Origin of the sequence: Pseudomonas fluorescens (assembly GCF_902497785.1) — a bacterium.
Taxonomy (GTDB): Bacteria; Pseudomonadota; Gammaproteobacteria; order Pseudomonadales; family Pseudomonadaceae; genus Aquipseudomonas; species Aquipseudomonas fluorescens_BO.
This window is the reverse complement of the sequence record NZ_CABVHK010000002.1, coordinates 285687-311104: the sequence shown is the minus strand read 5'-3', so window position 1 is coordinate 311104 and position 25418 is coordinate 285687. Positions and strand designations below refer to the sequence as shown.

Genomic DNA, 25418 nt, shown 5'->3' with positions numbered 1-25418 from the left:
AGTGTAAGTCGGTAGTAGGCTATTCGATAGCCTCGTACGCAAGCCCGACGTAGTTTTCTGCAATGGTTTTTCGACCGGCTTCAGAGCTGACAAAGTAATCCAGCTCCGACGCACTGATGCGCTGGCTGAACTCGTCGTGATCATCAAAGCGGTGCAGCATCGTGGTCATCCACCAGGAAAACCGCTCGGCTTTCCAGACCCGCCGCAGGCAGACCTCGGAGTACTTCTCCAACAGTTCGACACGGCCTTCGCGGTAAACCTTCAGCAGGATATTGAACAGCGTACTGACGTCACTGGCCGCCAGATTCAGGCCTTTGGCGCCGGTGGGCGGGACGATGTGCGCGGCGTCGCCGACCAGAAACATCCGCCCGTACTGCATCGGTTCGACCACAAAACTGCGCAGTGGCGCGATGCTTTTTTCGATGGAGGGGCCGGTCACCAGGGACGCGGCCAGCGCGGCCGGCAGTCGGGATTTGAGCTCATCCCAGAAACGCTGGTCAGACCAGTCCTCGACGTTCTCGTCGGCAGGCACCTGGAGGTAATAACGGGTGCGGGTCGCCGAACGCATGCTGCACAACGCAAAACCGCGCTCGTGACGGGCGTAGACAAGTTCCTCGTGAACCGGTGGCGTGTCGGCGAGAATCCCCAGCCAGCCGAAGGGATAAACCCGTTCAAACACTTTCAGGTTTTCGGCAGGAATCGATTGCCGCGCCACGCCATGAAAACCGTCGCAACCGGCGATGTAGTCACACTCGAGCCGATACGTTTCGCCGTCCTTTTCGAACGTCACGAACGGTTCATCAGTTTTCATGCCGTGGGGCACGACGTTGCTGGCTTGGTAAATCGTCTGCGCACCCGCCTCCCGACGAGCGGCCATCAGGTCGCGGGTCACCTCGGTCTGCCCATAGATCATCACGGTTTTGCCGCCGGTGAGGGCGTGCAGATCGATGTGCACCCGGCGTCCGTCGAGGGCCAGTTCGAAACCGCCGTGGATCAGCCCTTCCGCGTCCATGCGTTGGCCCACGCCAGCCTGCCGCAGCAGCTCTACCATGCCTTGTTCGAGGACCCCCGCACGGATTCGCCCGAGTATGTAGTCCGGGGCCTGGCGTTCAAGAATGAGGGTGTCGATCCCGGCGTTGTGCAGCAATTGGCCGAGCAACAAACCCGAGGGACCGGCACCGATAATGGCGATTTGGGTCTTGAGCATTTTCATTGTTTTTATGACTCGCTAGCAGCACGCGACCAGGGTCGGTGGATTTTTTTTATGGATCGAGTGCTTGCATTTTTCACTTGCGGGTCTGTCAATTGAAGGTGAAAACTGAGCCGATAGCTGTACATTCTGCCAATCGGTGCGATTATCGCCCGCCACCCTCCGAGGCCTGGATTGAAGTTATGAACAAGCCTGCTCTGCCTTCGATACCGGTGTTCAAGCTCTACGGTGAAAGCCTGGACTGGCCGACCCCGGACTTGCTGCACTGTGAAACCATTTCCAAACGCAGCCGCGAACATCAATGGGAAATCAAACCCCACCGTCATGCCGATTTATGCCAGTTGCTCTTCGTATTCAAAGGTCAGGCAGAGCTTGAAATCGAAGGCAAACGTACGCAGCTGAGCGAAACGGCAATCCTGGTGTTGCCGCCATTATCGGTGCACGGTTATCGATTTTCCGAAGATGTCGAAGGGTTTGTCGTGACCCTCGCGGCGCCGCTGGTCGCGCATCTCCAGGCGCAACTGGGCCACTCGGTAAATGCGCTGGCGCAGGCCGAAAGTTACCCGGCCGGCGCGGATGGCGAGTACCTCAATAGTTTGTTTGCGGCGTTGCAGAGTGAATACACCGGTCATCAAACGGCGCGTGAAATGCTCATGCATTCACTGGTCAGCGTGATCATGGTGTGGGTCAGCCGTCAGGCACTGCAGCGGCGTTCCGCGACTCAGCGACCGCAGCGCGCCCGGGAATACCTCAACGGTTTTATCCAACTGGTGGAAGAGACCTATCGCCAGCACGTCAAGGTCGAGGACCTGGCGCATCGGCTGGGGATTTCCGTGTCCCACCTCAACGGCACGTGCCGTGAACTGGCGGGGCAACCGGCGTTGCAGATCATGCACGAGCGACAATTGCTGGAGGCCAAGCGCCTGCTGACCTACACCAGCATGACCATTTACGAAATGTCCGACGTGTTGGGGTTTTCCGATCCGACCAACTTCACACGCCTGTTCCGGCGTCGGGTGGGAATCTCGCCCAAGGCTTTCCGCGACCGTTTGAAGGCCGATCAGGACAACGAGGCCTGATTCCCTTCGTTACCGAAGAGCGTTGAGGGTCGCGTTGTGGGGGATGCAGCGCTCAACGTTACAACTCGCATATTCGCGAGGCGTTTGCCGCAATTGCTCGACGCGCCAGGCCGCCGTGCCGTACAGCGCCAGTGTGGCCGCGCAGGTCAGGAAAATCGCGAAATACCTTTTTGTTTTGATGTTCATGGCGTTGACCTCTGAACGAATACCCGTGGGTACTGCTTTGAGCATAGGTCAAATCCGTAGGAGCTGCCGCAGGCTGCGATCTTTGGATCTTGATTCTGATCTTGAGGGGTAGCTGAAAGATCAAAAGATCGCAGCCTGCGGCAGCTCCTACAGGCCGATATCCCACTCCGGTGTTTGCGGAAATCTCAGCACCAAAAAATCCAGCAGGCTGCGCAGCGCCGCAGGCATGTGTTTGCGCGAGGCATACACCGCGTAAATGTTCATCTGCCGCGGTTCGGCATGGGCTAACAGGCGGGTCAGTTCGCCGCTGTGGATATGCACGCCGGCCTGATAACTGGGGAGCATCGCCACCCCGGCGCCGGCCAGGGTTACCCGCAGCAGCGTACTGGCTTCGTTGGCGCTGATGTTGCCTTGCACGGGCACCGAAACCGGTTCGCCATCCTGCTCGAAATGCCACAGGCTTTTGCCGAAGTAGGAGTGGGTCAGACAATTGTGCTGGCTCAGCTCTTCCACGCGCAGGGGGGCCGGGTGTTCGCGCAGATAAGCGGGGGCGGCGCAGATCACCGAGCGGCAGACCGTCAGCCGCCGGGCGATGAGGTTCGGGTCCAGGTCGTTGCTGGTGCGAATCGCCAGGTCGATGCGCTCATCCACCAGATTCACTGTGCGGTCGAGCATTTGCAGGTCGATGCTCACGCCGGGGTAGCGCTTGACGTAGGCCGCCATCGCGTCCGCCAGTTGCGCCTGGCCAAACGAAGTGCTGACACTGATACGCAGCAGCCCGCGTGGGGCATCGTCTGGTGCGCTGACGGCGGCTTGCATGTCCGAAGACAGGTCGAGCATCTGCCGGCAGCGCGGCAGGATTTCACTGCCGGCGGCGGTCAGGCTCAATTTGCGTGTGGTGCGGTGCATCAGGCGCGCGCCGACCCAATCCTCCAGCTCCGCCAGATACCGTGAAACGACGGGCCGTGACAGGTCCAGCTGGTCGGCTGCGGCGGATTGGCTGCCGAGGTCGACCACGGTGACGAACACGCGCATTGCTTGGAGACGATCCATGATTTGCCCGATTTCAGAAACAAACTATGTTGCAGCATCGCATTTTTAATACTGAATCGCACAACTAAGCTCTGCTCCCTCGCCACCCATGGCCATCGGACAACGGAGCAACAGATGATCGGTTTCAACTCCCTCAAGCGCATTTTGCTGGCCACGGCCACCCTCGGTTTCGTGGCCCACGCGGCTGCGGCACCGACGCTGACGCTGGACGTGTATAACCCCGGCGAGCAGGCGATTTTCCCGGTGACTTCGGTCCTGGTGAGCGGCGAGAAAGACGCCGTCCTGGTGGACGCGCAATTCGGCAAATCCCAGGCTGAGCAGGTGGTGGAAAAAATCCGCGCCAGCGGCAAGCGCTTGACCACCATCTACATCAGCCACGGTGACCCGGACTACTACTTCGGCCTCGACACCCTGACCGCGGCCTTCCCCAACGCCAAAGTGCTCGCCTCACAGCCAACCGTGGATCACATCAAGAAAACCGTCGACGGCAAACTGGCTTACTGGGGCCCGAAATTGGGTGCTGACGCGCCGACCAAAGCCGTCGTGCCAGGCGTACTCAAGGGCGACAGCCTGATGCTTGAGGGGCAGAAGTTGCAGGTGGTCGGTCTTGCAGGCCGGCAACCGGATCGCACTTTTGTGTGGATTCCGTCGATCAAGGCCGTGGTCGGTGGCGTAGTGGTCGCGGAAAACATTCACGTGTGGATGGCCGATACCCAAACCGCGCAATCCCACACCGATTGGTTGGCGACACTTCACGCCATCGAAACCCTGAAACCGAATACCGTTGTGCCGGGTCATTACCTGGGTCAGAGCGTTCGTTCCCTGTCCGCCGTGCAGTTCACTGCGGACTACATCAAGGCCTTCGACGAAGAAACCGCCAAGGCCAAAGACGCCACCGCACTGATCGCCGCGATGAAAAAACGCTACCCGGCACTGGGCGAGGAAAGCTCGCTGGAACTGAGTGCCAAAGTCGCCAAAGGCGAGATGAAGTGGTAACCCGCCGCACCACACCCATTACCGGATACGCTTGATCCATTACGAACACGCTCGATCCCGTAGGAGCAGCCTTCGGCAGTTACTAAGAGTCGGGCAACATAAAGCACACGTCTTGCAACGAGGCGTGTGCTTTTTTTATTCTGAAAGCATCAAGTAATAAGTTAGCAGTGGATTTGGATGGTGAAGTTAAGTCATCGTTAAGCGTCATGCTTTTTTAGTGTTTTTTTTTCCGGGTGTTAAAAATCCAGGGTGATGTGGTTTTGTTTTCCTACGTCATTACTTGATTGTTCCGATTGAATGTGAAAATCCGGCCGGTTACTGTTGCCTTGCATTAATCGTCTCTTTCAAGAAGTTTGAATATTGATGGTTTGTTAATTGGGTTGTGATTTATTTAAATGGAATTTATATGGAAATGTATAGGGAACTGGATCTAGACCCCGATTTTAAGGATATTGCGCTGAGGGCTGTTAAAACCTTAGAGGGGATAGACACTGTTGGAGAGGCCGCGAAATATGTGCCAGTACAGTATTTTGGTGTGATGGCCGGTGAAGATGCCCCTGATTATCAGGATGGGACATTTATAGTAAAAAAAAGCAACATCGTCGCCATCAAACGCTACGTCAATTCGAGCCTCCGCTTACCGGTTAATTTGAGCGACGTGGAGCGATTCCTCGGTTACAAAACCGCTCATGTTCCGGGGCTGGAGCCCGCAGATATACAAAAGCTCCACCAAAATATTCATGCACACGCACTGTCCTGGACGACATTGGAAAAGGACACTAAAACCCTGGGTAGCCAACTTGATAATTTTTCTGACAGATTTTTAGAGACCGGTACGGATCTTGTGGGTCATCTCAAAAATACAGAGGGCTACAAAACCCTGATAGGGACTGTTAATACATTGACTGAGGAGGAAATGGCCAGATTCGCTGAAATTCCGCTCAACCGCTCCGATACAATGAAGATTCGCAATTTGTCTTTGTATTTCGAAGTCATGAAAAACGATATCGAGAATTTTTATGAAAAAATCCGACGCGTGAAAGATCTAGCAATTGAGTTTTCCCGAAAAATAACACAAGAGCTATTACCTGCTGTTCATAGCAAATTGGATTACGTTGAAAGATCCGGGGGTGAACTGGACGCCAGAAACCAGGAAATTACAGCTCAATTGCAAGTCCTGGACGAACACATTGCCCAGAAGCAAGATGAATACAATCGATTGGTAGGATATGCCTTTTCAGGATTAGTATTCGGACCGCTGGGTGTTGTGGTTACCGGTGGTATTTTCGGGTCGAAGGCCGAAGAGGTCAGGGCCGAGAAAAATATTTTGCTGGATCGTCGGCGCGGGCTTCTGGCAGATATGCACAACGCCAACCTTACTAAACTCCTGAATGATTTGGGAGGGCGACTGATTAATCTGCAAACGCTGATGGTTGACGCTGAAAGAGGTGCGAAAAACCTGGAAGATGTATGGGCGATCATTTGGGTAAATATAGGAGAGTCTGCGGATCGTGCGTCGGAAATCGATAACGTGTTGGATTTAAACAGGTTGGTTCTGGATTTGCAGGCGGTCATTGGGCCATGGAAAGTCATCAGGGGACATGCGAGTGCATTGACCAAAGTTTTCAATGATGTAGCGACTTAATTGCTTATTTAAATAGTTCAAGGATGAAGTGCTAATGACAACATATACAGTTAATAACGCTAACGAGTTCGATTTTCCCGATCGGCAAGTAATGAAGGCCAGTCAGAAATACCTCAATGCGGCGGTGGCTGATGACACCTTTTCGTTTCTGCCTGCGATACAGGAGAAAACACTGTACGTACGCGACCAGCTCAATGCCGACGATCAGAAGATAGGCGAGGATATCAAACGGGTAGTTGTTTCTCTAGGTAACGTCAATTTCGTCTCCGTTCTGACGCGTATTGAAGAGATAAAGCGCATCACGAACGTTCCGCCCAGCGTTTGCTCAGAGAAAATACAAGAGCTTGTGAAGTACTGCTCTGAAAGGGTTGCCAGTGCCCAAAAACCTTTGAAGAGTGCGGCTGACCACTTACATCAGGTGCTACAGAATCTGGGCGAAATCAGTTTTGCCGAGGAGGGAGTGGACCTCGTCCGAATCGATTCAACCCGGCTGTCTCGCCTTCGTCAAACTGCCGCCGGGCTGACAAGCGATCATGAAAAACTTTTGTTCGAGAAACAAAAAATTGATCAGCAACTCGCGCAGTTTAATGCGCCGAACTGGCTGGATATTTTCAAAAAGCAAATCCCCGGTGCCGCCGAAATAGAAGCGATCCTCAAACTCGTGACGACCAAGAAACCGGATCGCGAGTTTCTTCAGTTAGCGCTCAATCGCCTGAATGGCAATCTGGAAGGTATCGAAGAAGGGCGACGCTATGTAAACCTTGCGCAAGCAAGGGATGGCGTTCGCAATCGACTTGATGGCGTGAAGTCAGAGTTGGCCGATGTCGAGGCGCAAATCCGTGATCAGTCCCTGAAACTGCAAAAGCTTGAGGCCGTCGGGGCTCTGGACCAAGTGACTGAAAACTGGTTACGGGAAGCGCAAAAGGTGTTGACAGCCTATGAGCATTTTTCAAAAACGGCTCAACCCCAGTTGATTCGCGACGTCCAGAGCATTCAGCTCATCGCCGGTTACCATGAATCGATGCTCAACTACCTGAAGCAAATCACCTGGCGTTAAATCCGTTCCGATTTCACAGTGCGCGGGCCTGGCCTTGCAGCCACTCCAGCAATTCGGTCAAGGGTCCACTCGGGGCTGGCTTCTGCGGATGAACCAGATAGTAAGCCAGCCCCGTTCGTACTTTCAGTTCAAAGGGCATCACCAACCGGCCGGCGCTCAAGTCGTCACCAATGAGGGACCAGTCACCAATGGCGACGCCGGTTCCCTGGGATGCCATCGACATCGCCAGGTCCAGCGTTTCGAAATGCTGGCCCCTGACATTGCTCAAATGCACGTCAGCGCTGGCCAGCCACGCCTTCCAGTCCCGTTCATCGCGGGTCGGGTGCAGCAACAGATGGCGTTCCAGATCATCCGGTGTGCGCAGCGGCACCGGCCCTTCGAGCAGCGGCCTGGAACACACCGGTGTCAGTTGTTCATCAAACAGGTGATGACAGACCAATGCGCTGTCTGGCGGCGCGCCGTACATCACCGCCGCGTCAAACTGCTCGCGATGAAAGTCCACGCCGTGCTTGACCGTGGTGGTCAATTCCACCGGCACATCCGGACGTTCGCGCTGCCACTGCATCAGTCGCGGCAGCAGCCAGCGCATCACGCAGCTCGGCGCCTTGAGTTGCAGGGTTTCGCGCTTCTCGCCGATCTGCTCCACCGCCTCATCGATCAAGCCGAAAATCTGCTGCACCCGTGGCAGCCACGCGCGTCCTTCGGCCGTCAGGTCCAACCCGCGAGCCTGGCGAATGAACAGCTCATAACCCAAATGTTCTTCCAGCCCGGCGATCTGTCGACTCACCGCGCCTTGGGTGATGAACAGCTGTTCGGCCGCACGAGTGAAGTTGCAGCACTGCGCGGTAATCAGAAAAGTGTGCAGCGCCGGCAGGGGAGGCAATCGTTTCATCGGGATCCAAGGTATGACGTGAGGACATGGCTAACATGATTTTTTATCTATTGTTGGGGCTACGTGTCGCCCGTTCCAATGAGGCCATCCCTGGACCTGCCCGCTTATCATAAACACTGCGCAGGCCCGGCGTCTCAAACGAACAAAAAGGGCATAGACATGGCGACGTGCGGCGAAGTATTGGTCAAGTTACTCGAAGGCTACGGGGTCGAGCAGGTGTTCGGTATTCCCGGGGTTCACACCGTGGAGCTGTATCGCGGGCTGGCCCGTTCGAGCATCAACCACGTCACCCCGCGCCACGAGCAGGGCGCCGGCTTCATGGCCGACGGTTACGCACGCACCAGCGGCAAACCGGGCGTGTGCTTTATCATCACCGGCCCGGGCATGACCAATATCACTACCGCCATGGGCCAGGCCTACGCCGACTCGATCCCGATGCTGGTGATCTCCAGCGTGCAGACGCGCAACCAGCTGGGCGGCGGTCGCGGCAAGCTCCACGAATTGCCGAACCAGAGCGCGTTGGTCGGCGGCGTGGCGGCGTTCTCCCACACGCTGATGTCGGCGTCCGAACTGCCCGGCGTCCTGGCCCGTGCCTTCGCGCTGTTCCAGGCCGGTCGGCCGCGTCCGGTGCACATCGAGATTCCGCTGGACGTGCTGGTCGAAGAGGCCGATGACTTGCTCGCCAGCCTGCCGGTCAACATCGACCGTGCCGGTGCTTCGCCGAGTGCGATCAGCCGCATGACCGAGTTGCTCGCCGCTGCCAAACGTCCGCTGATTCTCGCCGGTGGCGGCGCGATCGATGCCGCCGCTGAACTGACCGAACTGGCTGAGCTGCTCGACGCGCCGGTGGCCCTGACCATCAACGCCAAAGGCATGCTCGAATCCAGCCATCCGCTGCTGATCGGCTCGACCCAAAGCCTGGTCGCGACCCGCGCATTGGTGGCCGAGGCCGACGTGGTGTTGGCTATCGGCACCGAACTGGCCGAGACCGACTATGACGTGACCTTCGCCGGCGGTTTCGAGATTCCCGGCAAGCTGCTGCGCGTGGACATCGACCCGGATCAGACCGTGCGCAACTACCCGCCGCACGTTGCGCTGGTGGCCGACTCGCGCCACGCGGCCCAGGCCTTGCTCAGTGCGTTGTCGCATAAATCCCTGGCCGAGCGCCGCAACGACTGGGGCCAGGTCCGCGCCGCGCGTTTGCGCGAAGACCTCGCCGCCACCTGGGACGCTCCGACGCTGGCGCAGACCCGCTTCCTTGAAACCGTGTTGCACGAATTGCCGGACGCCGTTTTTGTCGGTGATTCAACCCAACCGGTGTACACCGGCAACCTGACCTTCAACCCTGAACGCCCGCGTCGCTGGTTCAACTCGTCCACCGGTTACGGCACCCTCGGCTATGCCTTACCGGCGGCGATTGGTGCCTGGCTCGGCGGCAGCATCGAAAACGGCGCGCGTCCTCCAGTGGTGTGCCTGATCGGTGACGGCGGTTTGCAATTCACCCTGCCGGAACTGGCCAGCGCCGTCGAAGCGCGCACCCCGGTGATCGTCTTGCTGTGGAATAACCAGGGCTACGAAGAGATCAAGAAGTACATGGTCAACCGCGCCATCGAGCCGGTCGGCGTCGACATTTACACGCCGGACTTTATCGGTGTGGCCAAAGCGCTGGGCTGTGCTGCCGAAGCCATCGACGGGGTTGAGCAACTGCGCCACGCATTGCGTACTGCTGCCGATCGCCAAGGCCCGACGCTGATCGAGATCGATCAGACCCAGTGGATGAAGGCGGTGTCGAAATGAGTTTTCCGACCACGCTGGACGGCGTGTTCATCAACGGAAAATGGTCGGCCGGCAGCGAACATCTGCGCGTGATCAACCCGGCCACTGAAGCCCTGCTGACCACCGTCAATGGCGGTGACGAACGCGCGGTCGATCAAGCGGTAAACGCGGCGACTGACGCCTTCACAAGCTGGTCGCAAACCACCGGCGCCGAGCGTGGCGCCATCTTGCGCAGAATCGCTGCGGGCGTGCAGGCCGGTCGCGATCAGTTGATGCACTTGCAGTCGAGCAACAACGGCAAGCCCTTGTTCGAAGCGGCCATCGACGTCGATGACGTGATCGCGACGTTCGAGTACTACGCCGGTCTGGCCGAAGGTCTGGACGCCAGGCAAGACAGCGCAGTCGAACTGCCCACCGACGACTTCAGCGCCCGCGTACGTCGCGAGCCGTGTGGTGTGGTCGGGCTGATCGTGCCGTGGAATTTCCCGATGGTCACCACCGCCTGGAAACTCGCCCCGGCCCTGGCCGCCGGGTGCTGCGTGGTGCTCAAACCTTCCGAAGTGACGCCGCTGCCGGAGCTGGAACTGGCGGCGATCATCGCCGATGCCGGGTTGCCCGACGGTGTGTTCAACCTGGTCTGCGGCACCGGTCTGGCGGTCGGTGCGCCCCTGTCCGCCGACCCGCGCATCGCGAAAATTTCCTTCACCGGCAGCAACGCCGTCGGCGTGCAAGTGATGCAACGCGCCGCCGAAACCGTCAAGGGCGTGAGCCTGGAGCTGGGCGGTAAATCCTCGCTGCTGGTGTTGGCCGATGCCGACCTCGAACTGGCGGTGGAAGTGGCCTGTGGCGGTGGCTTCTTCAACGCCGGGCAAATGTGTTCCGCCACCAGTCGCGTGCTGGTCGCCGATGAACTGGCCGACGAGTTCCTGCTGCGCCTGAAGGCCCGCGCCGAAGCCATCCGCGTGGCCGACCCGTTCGACCCGAACGTGGAAATGGGCGCGCTGGTCAATCAGGCGCAATACCAGCGCGTGCTCGGTCACATTGATCGCGGTTTGAGTGCCGGCGCCAAGCTGATCTGCGGCGGCAATCGTCCCGCAGACCTGCCGCGCGGATATTTTTTGCAGCCGACGATTTTCACCGATGTGCCCCTCGACAGTGCGCTGTGGTGTGAAGAGATTTTCGGTCCGGTGATCTGCGTGCGCAGTTTTGCTACTGAAGCCGAGGCTATTGCCTTGGCCAACGACAGCCAGTTCGGCCTGGTTGCCAGCGTAGTCACCCGCGACGCCGAAGCCGCCGACAGGGTCGCCAACGCTTTGCAGGCGGGGCTGGTGTGGATCAACGCGCCACAGGTGATCTTTCCGCAAACCGCTTGGGGTGGCTACAAACAGAGCAGCATTGGCCGCGAGCTAGGGCCGTGGGGCTTGCAGGCTTTTCAGGAAATCAAACACGTGATCCGCGCCGTCTGACGGCACGAAAACGGTTCGCGCATGCCTCCCGAAGAGGCATGCGCCAGCGTCATGGCTTCAATGAATTTTTATCGATAGTCAGCTGTTTTACACGACCTCAGGATGAACCCGTCGGCGCCGCTACAGCCCTTTGAATACGGGGGCTTAAAGCAGATCTGACCGCGCGGATGCAACGGTTGCGACCAACCTCATACTTAAAAAAACAAAGGGAGTCCTTCATGGGCGAGCATGATCTGAACAGACGTCAATTCATTAAAACCGTGGGCGTGGCGTCGGTAGCGGCGGCAGCCATGAGCTTGCCCTTCGTCCGGGCCAACGCCAGCGACACGCGCTTCCAGGGCAAGACCCTGCGGTTGCTCACCTGGTCTGACGACACCGGCCTCGCGGCACTGCGCAACATCGCCGCGACCTTCGAAGACAAGTACGGCTGCAAAGTCATCGCCGACCGCACCGGCAGCACCTCGGAAATGGTCGCCAAACTCAAGGCCGCCGGTGATCGCCCGCAATACGACATCATCACCCTGGCCGGCGTCGGCGCCGAAGGTCTGGCCGCCGCCAACCTGCTGGAAAAACCTGACCTCAACCGCATTCCCAACCTGGTCGACGTACCGGAGAAATACCGCACCGGCGCCAATGGCCACGGCATCGGTTACCTGCTGTGGTGCAACAGCCTGGTCTACAGCACCCGCACCATCAAGCAGGCGCCGGACAGTTACGCCGCCCTGTGGGACGCCGAGCTATCGCCGAACATTTTCCTGCCGCCGCCAAACTGGACCGAGGCCATGGACCTGATCATCATCGCCGCGAAACTGGCCGGTGGTGACGAGCACAACATCGAGCCGGGCTTCAAGAAACTTGCCGAGCTCAAGGACCGTGTGGTGACTCTGGGGGAAAACCCGAACCAGATCGCCGAGCTGTTCCGCACCGGTTCGCTGGACATGGGCGGCCTGTACGCGCCGGCGTTTTTCCCGAAACAGATCCGCGATCCGGCATATGGTCTGGGCGCCACGTTCGGCATGAAAGAAGGCTTCTACACCGACCTGATGCTGTCGGTGATGCCGAAAAATCGTCCGGGCGATACCGACCTCGTGTATGCGTTCATCAACCATTCCCTGGACCCGCTGGTGCAGGGCAAGATGGCCGAAGACATCTACAACGGCCCGGTCAATTCCAAGGCGATCATCTCCGCCGAAGCGCGCAAGAGCCCGTACATCCTCACGCCGGAGCAGATCGCCGAGAAGGCGATCATGCACGACAACGCCTTCCTGGCCTCCGTGCATGACCAATGGATTCGTCGCTACACGGAAATCTTTTCTTCCTGATCGATTGACGAACACAACCTTTTGCAACACCACAAAACCCTGTGGGAGCGGGCTTGCCCGCGATGACGGCCTACCTGTCGACATTTATGTGACTGACAGATTGCTATCGCGGGCAAGCCCGCTCCCACAGGGTTAGTGGTGGTCTTGCAGACTGTGTACGCCAGCTGCTTTCCATTGACGAGATCCTTGCTATGGAACACCAACCTCTGACTCATCCAGTCGATGCTGTTGCGCCGCGCGCCCCTCGGGGTGTTTCTCCGACGGCCCGTGCGTGGCTTTTTCTCACGCCGTCGATGCTGTTTCTCGGCGTGCTGATCGCCGCCAGCCTGCTGGTGCTGCGCATGAGCGTCGGCACCAAAGGCGCGGAATGGACCGGGTTCAGTCTGGCCAGCTACGCCCAATTGCTGGAACCGTACTACCTCAAATCCTTGCTGCTGACCTTGCGTCTGGCGCTGATCAGCGCCGTGATCGCGGTGGTGCTGGCGATCCCGGTGGCCTACACCATGTCGCGACTGACTTCACCGTTCGTGCGGCGGATCTTCCTCGCTGCGGTGCTGTTGCCGTTGCTGGTCAACCTGCTGCTGCAAAGCTACGGCTGGCTGGTCATCCTCGGCCCCGGCGGCATGCTCAATCAGGCGTTGATGGGGCTGGGCCTGATCAAGCGCCCGATCATGCTGCTGTACAACCAGAACGGCGTGTTGATGGGGCTGGTGCAAACCGCGTTCCCGTTGGCCGTGTTGCCGATTGCCAGCGCCATGCGCGGCGTCGCCCGCACTTATGAAGAGGCCGCCGCCACCCTCGGCGCCAGTCGCTTGCAGGTTTTTCGGCAGATCGTTTTGCCGATGAGTTTTCCGGGAATCATCACCGGCGCGACCTTGGTGTTCGCCTACAACGCCAGCAGTTTCGTGGTGCCGCTGCTGCTTGGCGGCCGTCGCGTGCCGATGCTGGCGGTGATGGTGCATGACCAGATCGCCCCGCTGATGAACTGGCCCGCCGCGTCCGCTGCCGGTGTGGTGTTGATCGTCACCACGCTGGCGATCATGACCTTGTCCGAATACATCACTGGCCGTCGTCGGCGCATGCTGGAGGCTTCGCAATGAGCGCTGTAATCAAGAAGCGTCACTCGCTGTTGCCGGGCGATACCGGCAAGTTCGCCGGCATCCTCTCGGGCTTCATTCTGTTGCTGGCGGTGTTGCCGATACTGACCATGATTGTCATGTCGTTCAGCGGCGCGTCGAACCTCGACTTCCCGCCGAGCAGCTACAGCCTGCAATGGTATAAGGCGGCCTGGCACACCTTCGTCTCGCCGGATTCCAGCGATGTATTGAGCCTGGGCAAAGCCATGACCACCAGCCTGATGGTGGCGTGCCTGACCATGGTCTTCGCCACGATCATCGCAGTGCCGGCGGCGTATGCGCTGACCCGTTGCGAGTTCCGTGGCAAAGCGGTGGCGCTGCAGTTGATGTCGTTGCCGCTGGTGTTTCCGATGGTGGTGTTGGGCCTGGCCTTGCTGTTGGTGTTCGACAGCCTGCCGTTCCAGATGACCACCTCGCGGCTGGTGATTGCCCACGTGATTCTGGCGTTGCCGTTCGTGGTGAAAAACTGCACGGCGGCGATGTTGTCGATCGGCAGCGAAGTCGAAGAGGCCGCGCGGATGCTCGGTGCTTCGCCAACGCGGGCGATTGTCGATGTGGTGGTGCCGTTGATGAAGTCGGGGATTCTGGCGGGGATGCTGCTGGCGTTCATCGTCTCGTTCAACGAATTCACCGTGACCTATTTCCTCTACACCATCGACGTGATGACCGTGCCCATCTGGATGTACAGCCGCACCGTTTCATCGCTCGACCCCACCGTATTTTCGTTTGCCGTGCTGATCGTGCTGATCGACTTCGTCCTGATCTGGGCGCTGGAGAAGCTGGTCGGTGAAGGTGGCGTTTCGTTCTGATTCTTGAGGTGATTCATATGTCTGGTCTGATTCTGGAAAACGTCGAGAAACATTACGGCTCGGCCTGCGCGGTAAAGGATGTGAACCTGCATTTGCCGGAAGGCAAACTGGTGTGTTTTCTCGGCCCGTCGGGTTGCGGTAAAACCACGCTGCTGCGGATGATCGCCGGGCTGGAAACCCTGACCGGCGGCGAGATTCGCCTGGACGGTGAAGACATTGGCCACACGCCAGCGCATCAGCGCAATTTCGGCATGGTGTTTCAGTCGCTGGCGTTGTTCCCACACATGACGGTGGGGGAGAACATCGCCTATCCACTGAAACTGCGCGGGGTCAGCAAGGCGGATCAGCAGGCGCGGGTCGTGGAGTTGCTGGAGCTGATTCAGCTGCGGGAAATGATTGATCGCCCGGTGGCCAAGCTCTCGGGCGGCCAACGTCAGCGCGTGGCGATTGCCCGGGCGATTGCCAACCACCCGAAAATCCTGCTGCTGGACGAACCGCTGTCGGCGCTGGACGCCAAGTTGCGCGAGTCGATGCAGGTGGAAATCCGTCAGCTGCAACAGCGCTTGAACATCACCACGATTCTGGTGACGCACGATCAGCGTGAAGCCATGACCATGGCCGATATCGTCGTGGTTTTGGGCGAACACCGCGTGCAACAAGTGGGCACGCCGATAGAGATTTACCGGCACCCGGCCAACGAATTTGTCGCGGACTTCATCGGCTCGGGCAATATTTTCCCGGCCACCGCGCTGGGCAATGGCAAGGTGGGTTTGCCGGGTGGCGATGCGCTGCAAGTGCCGATCTGTAGCAGCATCGTGGTCGGCGAGAAGGTGAAAATGCTGATCCGCCCTGAGGACCTGCAACTGTCGCATCCACAGGCGACGGCGGGGAACCGCTTGCTCGGCAAGGTGACCTTCGTGCGCGATATCGGCGCGACGATTGAAACGACGGTGGAGTGTTCCGGGGTGTCGTTTACCGCATTGAGCACGCCGAGTCAGGGGGTTGGGTTGAGCATTGGCAACCCGGTGTCGGTGACCTTGCCCGCTGAGGCGTGCCGCGTACTCGGCGCCTAACATTAAAGCTTGGCTGAATTCACTGGCCTCATCGCGGGCAAGCCCGCTCCCACAGGGACTGTGTGTGGTCACAAATTGCGTGGACACCCATTAACCCTGTGGGAGCTGGCTTGCCAGCGATGGCGTCATCTGCAACACCACAATGTCCGGATCAGACGGTCAACCGCAACCGCGCCAAATCCCGCAACGGCGGTGCGCCAAACAACCGGCTGTACTCCCGGCTGAACTGCGACGGGCTTTCATACCCCACGCGATACCCCGCCGCCGACGCTTCCAGACCTTCCGCCAGCATCAACCGCCGCGCTTCCTGCAAGCGCAGCTGCTTTTGATACTGCAACGGACTCATGGCCGTCATCGCCTTGAAGCGGTGATGCAACGTCGACACGCTCAAGTTCACTTCCTTGGCCAGATCATCAATGCGCAGCGGTTGCTCATAATTGCCGTTGAGCCATTTGATCGCCTGGCTGATGCGGTGGCTCTGGCTGTTGGCGATGGCAATTTCATACAGCCGATGTCCCTGCGGACTGCGCAGCAACCGGTAGAAAATCTCCCGGCGAATCAGCGGCGCAAGCATGGCGATGTCTTTCGGCGCGTCGAGCAATCGCGCCAGGCGCAACACGGCGTCGAGCATCGCCGTGTCGATCTGCTCGACATACAAACCCCGGCCGGTCGGGCGGGTCGGAACGCCGAGCGGGCCGGCGTCGGCAATCAGCGCGTTGATTTCCGCCGGATCAATGTCCAGCCGCACGGCGAGGATCGGTTCTTCAGAAGTGACATTCGCCACCCGCCCGCTCAACGGCATCGAGACCGAGACCACCAGATAATTCAGCGGGTCGTAATTGAAGTATTCATCGGCCAGCCGCACCTCTTTGCGCCCTTGGGCCATGATGCACAGCGCCGGTTGCGCCAGCACCGAGGCGAAGTCGTGGGACTTGCTGTGGCGCGACATGAACAACGAGCCGACCGCCGTCGCATAAGTACCATCCTCCTGGGTGTTGCGCCGGATGATGGCGGCCAGTTCCGCGCGCTGCTTTTCCATGTCGGCGTCCAGCGGGGCTTGAAAGTGATCGAGCGACGACATGCAGGGCATCCTCGGCGAAGCAGTTGGAATGGACTGAGCTTAAATTTGTGCAAGGCATAGCGGTAGACACATCCTGCGAGAAGCTTGCCTGATTCTGCACCGGGTGGAATTTTTGCGTGTCGATTGCCGTTCGGCGCAGGAAAAACTTGCTCGAACCTCGTGTTTCAGTCGTGTGACAGTGCTTGCACATTGTTACAAGAGCGCAATGCAGTCTCGCAGGATTGTGCAAAAAGCCGGCAGGAATCGACTAACGGGGCGGCGGGCGGGCGCTTAACCTTGGATCCTGTCGCAGCCCGTCCCACGGCTGCCACTCGAGTACCTGGGAGGGTTCACCATGTCTACGCAGATTCCCGTCAGTCATATGGCCTTTGTCCGCGCTCGCGCCGGGCGTTCGGCGGAACTCGGTGCGCGTCTGAGCGCCTTGATCGAACCGTCGCGCAGCACGTCGGGTTGCCTGAGTTTTTCCCTGCAGCATTCGCAATGTGATCCGGACTTGTGGCTGGTGTCCGGCTTCTGGTCCCATCAGCAAGCCATGACCGCGTACTTCAATACCCCGCAGATGCAGATTTTTGCCGAGCTGGTGCAGGAGCTGGTCGTCAACAGCCTGGATTTTCACACCTTCAAGGACGTGTCGTCGGCACAGGCGCAGGGACAGTCCCGGTCGTGGGTACACAAAATTGCGGGTTGAGGGTTTAATGGCTCCATTCTCAATCAGCCAGGATCCGCGACATGGCACGCAAAGCCTTTGAAACCTTCGAAGCCGTATCCGCTGTAGTCCCCCGTGAAGGCGGCTATCACGCCGCAATTGCCACCAAAGCCATCGGTGGTGCGGGTGCTCCACGGTTTCACAAGCTGCTCGAAGAGCAAACCTTCAAAACGGCCCGCGACGCCGATGAAGCCGCCGCGCTGGAGTTGACTCGCCTCAAGGGCGTCAGCGAAGACGGCGAGCTGATCTGGTAACTACTTGACCGCCCCCGGACGGAACATCTTGAACAATGCCTCAGGCCCCAGCTGAAAATAATCCGCTGGACCGCCACCGCGCAGAATCGGTTCTGCGGCGGCGGTGTCGTACACCCCGTCTTTCAGCAGCCACTTGGCGATGTGCACGGCCACCACTTCGCCGAGGATCAGCCAGCTCGGCACCACGTTGCCGTCGGCCCGTTGCAACTGAATGATCTGCGTGACCTTGCATTCAAAGGACACCGGGCTTTCGGCGACCCGTGGCACCTGGATGACTTTCGATGCGGCAGGCGTCAACCCGGACAGCTCGAACTCATTGACCTCCGGTCCGACCATCGCGCAGCTCTGGTTCATCTGCTCGGCCAGCGGCCGGGTGGCCAGGTTCCAGGCGAACTCACCGGTTTGCTCGATATTGTTGAGGCTGTCTTTGCGCCCGACACTGGAAAAACCAATGATCGGCGGAATGTAGTTGAAGGCGTTGAAGAAGCTGTAAGGCGCCAGGTTCAGGCGACCTTCGCCATCCTGCGAAGAAATCCAGCCGATAGGGCGTGGACCGACGATGGCGTTGAACGGGTCATGCGGCAGGCCATGGCCGTTGGCGGGTTCGTAGTAGTGGATGTCGTCGGGCATAAAAAGATTTTCCGGGCTTTATTCGGGAGGCGTTCTGTAGGAGCGAGCTTGCTCGCGAAAAACGTTTGGATAACGCGTTCCTTCAGGCGGCCCACGTTATCGTTGTCGTCCATCGCGAGCAAGCTCGCTCCTACAGGTGTGTGTTGTATCCAAATAAAAAGGGGCAGACCCGGTTAAGGTCTGCCCCTTTTTTTGTGTTGCCTACGGGTTTAGTCCGTCTCGATCCGCGAATGCTTGCGGGTGTCTTTCATGGTGATGTACACCAGCAACGAAACGGCAATGCACGTTGTGACATACCAGTAGTAACCGGTTTCCATGCCGATGCTCTTGAACCACAGCGCGATGTATTCAGCGGTGCCGCCGAAGATCGACACGGTCAGCGCGTACGGCAGGCCAACGCCCAGTGCACGGATCTCGGTCGGGAACAGTTCGGCTTTGACCACGGCGTTGATCGAGGTGTAGCCGCTGACGATAATCAGCGCCGCCATGATCAGGAAGAACGCGCCCCACCAGGTCTCGATGGTGTGCAGGGTGGTCAGGATCGGCACGGTAAACAGCGTGCCGAGGACACCGAAGGCGATCAGGATCGGCCGGCGACCGACTTTATCCGACAGCCCGCCGATGATCGGTTGCAGGCACATGAACAGGAACAGCGTGGCCGCGGAAATGGTGGTGGAGTCGGAGATGCTCATGCCGACGGTGTTCACCAGGTATTTCTGCATGTACGTGGTGTAGGTGTAGAACGCCAGCGTCCCGCCCATGGTCAGGCCGACCACGGTCATCAGTTCCTTCGGATGACGCATCAAGGTGCGCATTGCGCTTTCCTTGGCCTTCTCTTTCTTGGTGAACGACTCGGTTTCTTCCATGCCGCGACGCAGGTACAGCGCGACCACGGCACACAGCGCGCCGATGGCGAACGGAATACGCCAGCCCCAGGCATACAACTCTTCGGTGGTCAGAATGTTTTGCAGGACGATCAGCACGCCCAGCGCGATGAGCTGGCCGGAGATCAGGGTCACGTACTGGAAGCTGGAGAAGAAGCCGCGACGCTCTTTGGTTGCCATTTCGCTGAGGTAGGTGGCCGAGGTGCCGTACTCGCCACCGACCGACAGGCCTTGCAGCAGACGGGCGAAAATCAGCAGGATCGGCGCGCCGATGCCAATGGTTTCATAACCCGGGCTCAGGGCGATCAGCAGCGAGCCGAAGCACATCAGGTACACCGAAGCCATCAGCGCTTTCTTGCGACCGGCCTTGTCGGCGTACAGGCCCATCAGCCACCCGCCGATCGGGCGCATCAAAAAGCCCACGGCGAAAATCGCGGCGGTGTTCAGCAGTTGCGCGGTGGTGTCGCCTTTGGGGAAAAAGGCTTTGGCGAAGTACAACGAGAAGGCGGCGTAGACATACCAGTCGTACCATTCGACCATGTTGCCGACCGAACCGCTGAAGATCGATTTGATGCGACTGGCAGTGGTTCTTTCTTTAGCCGGCACAGCAGCCGACCCAAGGGGCAGGGTATTGGAGTTATCCATTGAAGGATCCTTCGTTTAATTGTTTTTGTGGAGCGCGGTGAGACGCAGCCTGTGTGGGCTATAGCAGGAGGTGTGCCAACGGGAGGAGGGCCGGTTTAGAGGGGGGTTGGGGTTTTGGTGAGCGGAAATCCGCTTGCTTGTTGAGGTGGGGTAAGCGGAAAACCGCCGAAAAGATCGCAGCCTTCGGCAGCTCCTGCCGATGACCGACGTACACCCCGTAGGAGCTGCCGAAGGCTGCGATCTCTTGATTCTGGTTACAAAAACATCTCCCGGGTCAGCCCATGCCGCTGCATCTTTTCATTAAATGTGCGGCGCGGCAGTTGCAGCTCTTCAAGCACGGCTTTGACATCGCCCTTGTGCCGGGTCAATGCCGCGCGCAGGCAGTGCGCTTCAAACGCTTCCTGCTGCGCCGCCAGCGATTGCCCGGGGTCGATGCCCGCCGGTTCCGGCTCGCCCAGACCCAACACCTGACGCTCGGCCACGTTGGCCAGTTCGCGCACATTGCCCGGCCAGTCGTGGCTTAGCAGATGGCTCAATTGCGGGCCGCTCAACGGTGGAAACGTACGCCCCAAACGCTCGGCAGCGTTCTGCGCAAATGACTCGAACAACAACGGAATGTCTTCGCGTCGCTCGCGCAACGGCGGCAAGCGCAACTCTGCAACGTTCAACCGATAGGCCAGGTCCTCGCGAAAACGCCCGGCCCGCGCCTCGTCCAGCAAGTCGGGTTTGGTCGCGGCGATAATGCGCAAATCCACGCGAATGCTCAGGTTCGAACCGAGGCGCTCCAGCTTCTGCTCCTGCAACACCCGCAGCAATTTCACCTGCTGGGCCAGCGGCATGCTTTCGATTTCATCGAGAAACAGCGTGCCGCCATCGGCGTATTCGAGCTTGCCGATGCGCTTGCCCTGCGCGCCGGTAAACGCGCCACTCTCATGACCGAACAACTCGGCCTCGAACAACTGCTCCGGAATCGCCGCGCAATTGAGCGCGACAAACGGCTTGTCCGCACGCGGCCCGAAATCGTGCAGGCAACGGGCGACCAGTTCCTTGCCGCTGCCGGTTTCACCACGGATCAACACGTTGACCGGCAGCGCAGCGAGGTCCAGCACCTGCCGGCGCAGCGTCTGCAAACCACGGGACACCCCCAGCAGCGTCGCGTCGAGTTTGGCGCGGTTGTCTGCCTGTTCGTGAAGGGCGCGGTTTTCCAGCACAAGCCCGCGTTTATCCAACGCTCGGCGCAAACTGCCGAGCAGGGTTTCCGGGCTGAAGGGTTTTTCGAGAAAGTCGTAGGCGCCATCGCGCATTGCGTCGACCGCCATCGGCACGTCACCGTGACCGGTCAGCAGGATCACCGGCAAATCGGCATCGCGGCGCTGAACTTCGGCCAGCAGTTCCAGCCCGGTCATGCCGGGCATGCGCACGTCGCTGAGAATCACCCCGGGGAAATGCCTGGGTAGCTGCGCCAGGCATTCATCGGCGCGGCTGAACAGCTGCACGTCAAAACCCGACAGGCTCAACCATTGCTCGACGGCGCTGCGAATGCTGCTTTCGTCGTCGACCACCATCACTGAATTCAGCATGGGTCAGGCGCCTCCGGGTCGATGGGCAGGGTGAGGGTGAACACGGCGCCGTTGTCGTGATTGTCGGCGCTCAGGCGCCCACCCGATTCGTGAACGATGGCGAAGGATACGGCCAGACCGATGCCCAGGCCATCGCCGACAGGTTTGGTGGTGAAAAACGGATCGAAGACTTTCGGCAGATGCTCCTCGGCAATGCCGCCACCGTTGTCGGCGACGGTCAGGCGCCACAGTTGTTCGTCGGCTTCGAGGCGGATTTCCAGGCGCTTGCAAGGTTTATCCTGCATCGCATCCAGGGCGTTGCGCAGCAAATTGATCAGCACCTGTTCCAGACGAATCGCATCGCCACGCACCCACGCCGGGCGCGTCAGGTGCAGCACGGTGCTGACCTGTTCGTCGCGCAGGCGGGTGTCGAGCAGTTGCAACGATTGATCGACCACCGCCGCCAGGTCCAGGCGTTCGCGCAAGCCGCTGGGGCTTTTGCGGGCAAAGGTTTTCAGGTGGCCGGTGAGGGCGGCCATGCGCGTCAGCATGTCGTCCACCGGTTTCAACGCCTTGTAGGCATCGTCGACGCGGCCGTGATCGAGCAACAGCCGCAGCGTCGCAAGCTGCATGCGCTGAGCGGTGAGCGGCTGGTTGATTTCATGGGCCAGCGCCGCCGACATCTGGCCGAGGGCGGCGAGTTTGGCCGATTGCACCAGCCCGTCCTGCGCCGTGCGCAGGTCGCGGGTGCGTTCTTCCACCAGCTGCTCCAGCTCTTCGCGACTGCGCTGGCGCATTTTCGCCAGACGCCAGCGCTGGTTTAGAAATAGCAGCAGGAACACCAGCGTCAGCCACAGCCCGGCGGCGGCGAGCGCGGCATTGCGACGGTCTTCGAGCGCGACTTGCGGACGGCGCAACAAGTGCAGCGTCCAGCCCTCGGCGGTCAGCGGCAGGGACTCCCACAGGTAATCGGCTTTGCCGTCCGGGCCGTTCACCCGGGTGAGATCGCTGTTGTCGTCGAAGCGGCGCAGCGATTGAAATTCGAGGGGCGTCAGCGGTTGCTTGTCATATTGGCGGGTGGCTTTGAGCTCGGCGAGATCGCTGTCATTCAGCGGCTTGAGCAAGCGGTAACGCCAGCCCGGCTGATTGGCGATGAAGATGATCCCGCGCGCGTCACTGACCAGCAGCGTGTCGCTGCCCTGACGCCATTCGCGTTCCAGCTCCGGAAATTCCAGCTTCACCACCATCGCCCCGAGAAACTGCCCGTCGTCGCCGGTGACCGCGCTGGACAGGAAGTAGCCCGGAATCCCGCTGGTCACGCCCACCGCATAAAAACGCCCGGTGCCCTGGGTGCGGGTCTGGCTGAAGTAGGGGCGGAAACCGTAGTTGTGGCCGACATAACTGCTGGGCAAACGCCAGTTACTCGCCGCCACGGCGAGGCCGGTGCGATCGAGCAACTCCAAAGTCGAGGACTGGGCCGCGCCATTGATTTTTTCCAGTTTGCGGTTCAATGCATCCTGTTGCTCGGGCGTGACCGGGCCGTTGAGTGCAGCGCGCAACTCAGGGTCGAGGGCCAGCACGGCGGGCAAAGCGCGGTAGCGTTCGATCAGGGTGTGCAGGGACGTGGCGTACAAACCCAGTTGCTGATTGGCGCGGGCGGCGTCTTCGAACAAGGCCTGGCGGTCGGCGTGACGCATGGCCAGGGTGGCGGCTATGGCGGCACCGGCGAGAATCAGAAAGGTGTACAGCGTCAGGCGCAAGGTGCGAGAAGACTGGGACATGCCGGCATTACACGATGTTCACGGAGGGGCCGCACGATACCATGAGCAACACGCCCTTGTAGGAGCGAGCTCGCTCGCGATGGTGGTGAACGTTAACGCTGGCTGTCTGATTCCCCGCGTTATCGTTAACGACCATCGTCGGAACGCCGCCCGGAGCAAGCTCGCTCCTACAGGGGGGCGGTGAGTAGTAAAAAAGGCGACAGGAGCATGCTCCGGTCGCCTTCGTTGTCAGTCGGAGCGCTTACTGCACTTCAACCGCCAGGCTCTCACTGATCTTCTTCTGCCAGATCGCAGGACCGGTGATGTGCACCGATTCACCCTTGCTGTCTACCGCAACGGTGACCGGCATGTCCTTGACGTCGAACTCGTAGATCGCTTCCATGCCCAGCTCGGCGAACGCGACCACGCGGGATTTCTTGATCGCTTGCGCCACCAGGTAAGCGGCGCCGCCGACGGCCATCAGGTAAACGGCCTTGTGGTCCTTGATCGCGTCGATCGCGGTCGGGCCGCGCTCGGATTTGCCGATCATGCCCAGCAGGCCGGTTTGCTCGAGGATCTGACGGGTGAACTTGTCCATCCGCGTCGCGGTAGTCGGGCCGGCAGGGCCCACCACTTCTTCGCGCACCGGATCAACCGGGCCGACGTAGTAGATGAAGCGACCCTTGAGGTCGACCGGCAGGGTTTCACCCTTGTTCAGCATCTCGACCATGCGCTTGTGCGCGGCGTCGCGACCGGTGAGCATCTTGCCGTTGAGCAGCACGGTTTCGCCCGGCTTCCAGCTCTGCACGTCTTCCGGGGTCAGGGTGTCGAGGTTGACGCGACGGGCCGACGGGCCGGCCTCCCAGACGATTTCCGGGTAGGCGTCCAGCGGTGGCGCTTCCAGCGAGGCCGGGCCGGAACCGTCGAGCACGAAGTGCGCGTGACGGGTGGCGGCGCAGTTCGGGATCATGCACACCGGCAACGAAGCGGCGTGGGTCGGGTAATCCATGATCTTCACGTCGAGCACGGTGGTCAGGCCACCGAGGCCCTGGGCGCCGATGCCCAGTTGGTTGACCTTCTCGAACAGCTCCAGGCGCATCTCTTCGATACGATTGGACGGGCCGCGCTTTTTCAGCTCATGAATGTCGATGGACTCCATCAACACTTCCTTGGCCATCACCGCGGCTTTCTCGGCGGTGCCGCCAATGCCGATACCGAGCATGCCCGGCGGGCACCAGCCGGCGCCCATGGTCGGAACGGTCTTCAATACCCAGTCGACGATCGAGTCGGACGGGTTGAGCATGGCCATTTTCGACTTGTTTTCGGAACCGCCGCCCTTGGCCGCCACGTCCACTTCCACGGTGTTGCCCGGAACGATGGAGTAGTGGATAACGGCCGGGGTGTTGTCCTTGGTGTTTTTACGAGCGCCCGCCGGGTCGGCGAGGATCGAGGCCCGCAGGACGTTTTCCGGCAGGTTGTAAGCCTGGCGCACGCCTTGGTTGATCATGTCGTCCAGGCCCATGGTGGCGCCATCCCAACGCACGTCCATGCCCACGCGCACGAACACGGTGACGATGCCGGTGTCCTGGCAGATCGGGCGGTGGCCGGTGGCGCACATGCGCGAGTTGATCAGGATTTGCGCCATCGAGTCACGGGCCGCTGGCGATTCTTCGCGCAGGTAGGCTTCGTGCATCGCCTGGATGAAATCCACGGGGTGGTAGTAGGAAATGAACTGCAGGGCGTCGGCAACGCTCTGAATCAGGTCGTCTTGCTTGATCACGGTCATGAGTCGCGCTCCTCTAAAAGACGGGAACATTCAATAAGGTGCTTGCAGCTTGGGTGCATCGGTCGGTTGCAAGCACCTTTCAAGGCACGCCGGGGTGCTGGCGCGACGCTAAAAAGGCGCGGCAGTATAACGCGCCTCGGTGGCGGGCACACGCGCCAGCAGTCAATCGTTGGTCGCATATCGCCCACAAATGACGCGCCTCTGTGGCGAGGGAGCTTGCTCCCGCTCGGCTGCGAAGCAGTCGCCAGAGATTCATCATGGTTTAACTGAAAGAATGCGGGGGCCGCTGCGCAGCCCAGCGGGAGCAAGCTCCCTCGCCACAGGTAATCGGCTCATCGCGGGTCAGTGGTTTGACGCCAGTTATTCGCCCCAAAATTCAATGGTCATTTATCCGGCCCGCCACTAAAGTGGCA

The 25418-nt window shown here is 59.7% G+C and carries 22 protein-coding genes; 12 read left to right on the top strand and 10 right to left on the bottom strand.

All coding sequences use genetic code 11. The annotated features are described in order from the left end of the window. Window positions 1–19 precede the first annotated feature (19 nt). Window positions 20–1213 carry a 4-hydroxybenzoate 3-monooxygenase gene (gene pobA, locus F8N62_RS04315; protein ID WP_150709794.1) on the bottom strand — a complete coding sequence of 398 codons (1194 nt, stop codon included), beginning with the start codon at window positions 1211–1213 and terminating at the stop codon, window positions 20–22. 179 nt (window positions 1214–1392) lie between these two features. Between pobA and F8N62_RS04310 the strand changes: the two genes are divergently transcribed. Continuing rightward, window positions 1393–2289: a helix-turn-helix domain-containing protein gene (locus tag F8N62_RS04310; protein WP_150709793.1), complete on the top strand. Its 897-nt coding sequence runs from the start codon at window positions 1393–1395 to the stop codon at window positions 2287–2289. Between the two features lie 9 nt (window positions 2290–2298). Here F8N62_RS04310 and F8N62_RS04305 read toward each other — a convergent pair whose 3' ends face one another. Beyond that, on the bottom strand, window positions 2299–2520 hold the full coding sequence (locus tag F8N62_RS04305; RefSeq protein WP_150709792.1) for a hypothetical protein: 222 nt from the start codon (window positions 2518–2520) through the stop codon (window positions 2299–2301). Between the two features lie 102 nt (window positions 2521–2622). Beyond that, window positions 2623–3528, bottom strand: coding sequence for a LysR family transcriptional regulator (locus tag F8N62_RS04300; protein WP_150709791.1), 906 nt, complete (start codon window positions 3526–3528; stop codon window positions 2623–2625). A gap of 114 nt (window positions 3529–3642) precedes the next feature. On the opposite strand from F8N62_RS04300, the gene F8N62_RS04295 reads away from it, so the two are divergent. The 3 genes from F8N62_RS04295 to F8N62_RS04285 all read left to right on the top strand — a co-directional run bounded on the left by F8N62_RS04295 (window position 3643) and on the right by F8N62_RS04285 (window position 7226). Then, window positions 3643–4524 carry an MBL fold metallo-hydrolase gene (locus F8N62_RS04295; protein WP_150709790.1) on the top strand — a complete coding sequence of 294 codons (882 nt, stop codon included), beginning with the start codon at window positions 3643–3645 and terminating at the stop codon, window positions 4522–4524. A gap of 406 nt (window positions 4525–4930) precedes the next feature. After that, window positions 4931–6169, top strand: coding sequence for an alpha-xenorhabdolysin family binary toxin subunit A (locus F8N62_RS04290; protein WP_150709789.1), 1239 nt, complete (start codon window positions 4931–4933; stop codon window positions 6167–6169). 34 nt (window positions 6170–6203) lie between these two features. Continuing rightward, complete coding sequence (locus F8N62_RS04285; RefSeq protein ID WP_150709788.1) at window positions 6204–7226, top strand: alpha-xenorhabdolysin family binary toxin subunit B; 1023 nt, start codon at window positions 6204–6206, stop codon at window positions 7224–7226. 13 nt (window positions 7227–7239) lie between these two features. Here the strand turns inward: F8N62_RS04285 and F8N62_RS04280 are convergent, their stop codons facing one another. Then, on the bottom strand, window positions 7240–8118 hold the full coding sequence (locus tag F8N62_RS04280) for a LysR substrate-binding domain-containing protein (protein ID WP_150709787.1): 879 nt from the start codon (window positions 8116–8118) through the stop codon (window positions 7240–7242). A 159-nt stretch (window positions 8119–8277) separates the two neighbouring features. Here F8N62_RS04280 and F8N62_RS04275 point away from each other — a divergent pair, with 159 nt between their 5' ends. The 6 genes from F8N62_RS04275 (at window position 8278) to F8N62_RS04250 (ending at window position 15700) form a co-directional block, all read left to right on the top strand. Continuing rightward, complete coding sequence (locus tag F8N62_RS04275) at window positions 8278–9915, top strand: 5-guanidino-2-oxopentanoate decarboxylase (protein ID WP_150709786.1); 1638 nt, start codon at window positions 8278–8280, stop codon at window positions 9913–9915. Next, window positions 9912–11360 (top strand): aldehyde dehydrogenase family protein, encoded by a 1449-nt coding sequence (locus F8N62_RS04270; protein ID WP_150709785.1) that lies wholly within the window; start codon window positions 9912–9914, stop codon window positions 11358–11360. Before F8N62_RS04275 ends, F8N62_RS04270 begins: the two co-directional genes overlap by 4 nt. A 218-nt stretch (window positions 11361–11578) precedes the next feature. Further along, window positions 11579–12682 (top strand): extracellular solute-binding protein, encoded by a 1104-nt coding sequence (locus F8N62_RS04265; protein ID WP_150709784.1) that lies wholly within the window; start codon window positions 11579–11581, stop codon window positions 12680–12682. Window positions 12683–12873: 191 nt separating this feature from the next. Beyond that, window positions 12874–13782, top strand: coding sequence for an ABC transporter permease (locus F8N62_RS04260; RefSeq protein WP_150709783.1), 909 nt, complete (start codon window positions 12874–12876; stop codon window positions 13780–13782). Next, window positions 13779–14627 (top strand): ABC transporter permease, encoded by an 849-nt coding sequence (locus F8N62_RS04255; protein ID WP_150709782.1) that lies wholly within the window; start codon window positions 13779–13781, stop codon window positions 14625–14627. Before F8N62_RS04260 ends, F8N62_RS04255 begins: the two co-directional genes overlap by 4 nt. A gap of 17 nt (window positions 14628–14644) precedes the next feature. After that, entirely contained in the window at window positions 14645–15700 is a 1056-nt protein-coding gene (locus F8N62_RS04250; RefSeq protein ID WP_150709781.1) for an ABC transporter ATP-binding protein, read from the top strand. 151 nt (window positions 15701–15851) lie between these two features. On the opposite strand, the gene F8N62_RS04245 is transcribed toward F8N62_RS04250, so the two are convergent. Further along, window positions 15852–16781: an AraC family transcriptional regulator gene (locus F8N62_RS04245; protein ID WP_150709780.1), complete on the bottom strand. Its 930-nt coding sequence runs from the start codon at window positions 16779–16781 to the stop codon at window positions 15852–15854. A gap of 334 nt (window positions 16782–17115) precedes the next feature. Here F8N62_RS04245 and F8N62_RS04240 point away from each other — a divergent pair, with 334 nt between their 5' ends. Both F8N62_RS04240 and F8N62_RS04235 read left to right on the top strand, forming a co-directional pair. Next, the gene (locus F8N62_RS04240) at window positions 17116–17469 is read left to right on the top strand and encodes a putative quinol monooxygenase (RefSeq protein WP_150709779.1); all 354 of its coding nucleotides are present in this window, start codon (window positions 17116–17118) and stop codon (window positions 17467–17469) included. 41 nt (window positions 17470–17510) lie between these two features. After that, on the top strand, window positions 17511–17741 hold the full coding sequence (locus F8N62_RS04235; RefSeq protein WP_150709778.1) for a hypothetical protein: 231 nt from the start codon (window positions 17511–17513) through the stop codon (window positions 17739–17741). On the opposite strand, the gene F8N62_RS04230 is transcribed toward F8N62_RS04235, so the two are convergent. The 5 genes from F8N62_RS04230 to F8N62_RS04210 form a co-directional block, all read right to left on the bottom strand. Next, window positions 17742–18371: a flavin reductase family protein gene (locus F8N62_RS04230; RefSeq protein ID WP_150709777.1), complete on the bottom strand. Its 630-nt coding sequence runs from the start codon at window positions 18369–18371 to the stop codon at window positions 17742–17744. Between the two features lie 209 nt (window positions 18372–18580). Beyond that, a complete protein-coding gene (locus F8N62_RS04225) occupies window positions 18581–19900 on the bottom strand; it encodes an MFS transporter (RefSeq protein ID WP_150709776.1) in 1320 nt (439 codons plus the stop codon). A gap of 254 nt (window positions 19901–20154) precedes the next feature. Then, window positions 20155–21480, bottom strand: coding sequence for a sigma-54-dependent transcriptional regulator (locus F8N62_RS04220; protein WP_150709775.1), 1326 nt, complete (start codon window positions 21478–21480; stop codon window positions 20155–20157). Then, window positions 21474–23240: an ATP-binding protein gene (locus F8N62_RS04215; RefSeq protein ID WP_150709774.1), complete on the bottom strand. Its 1767-nt coding sequence runs from the start codon at window positions 23238–23240 to the stop codon at window positions 21474–21476. Before F8N62_RS04215 ends, F8N62_RS04220 begins: the two co-directional genes overlap by 7 nt. A gap of 241 nt (window positions 23241–23481) precedes the next feature. Further along, complete coding sequence (locus F8N62_RS04210) at window positions 23482–25005, bottom strand: fumarate hydratase (protein WP_150709773.1); 1524 nt, start codon at window positions 25003–25005, stop codon at window positions 23482–23484. Between the last annotated feature and the right edge of the window lie 413 nt (window positions 25006–25418).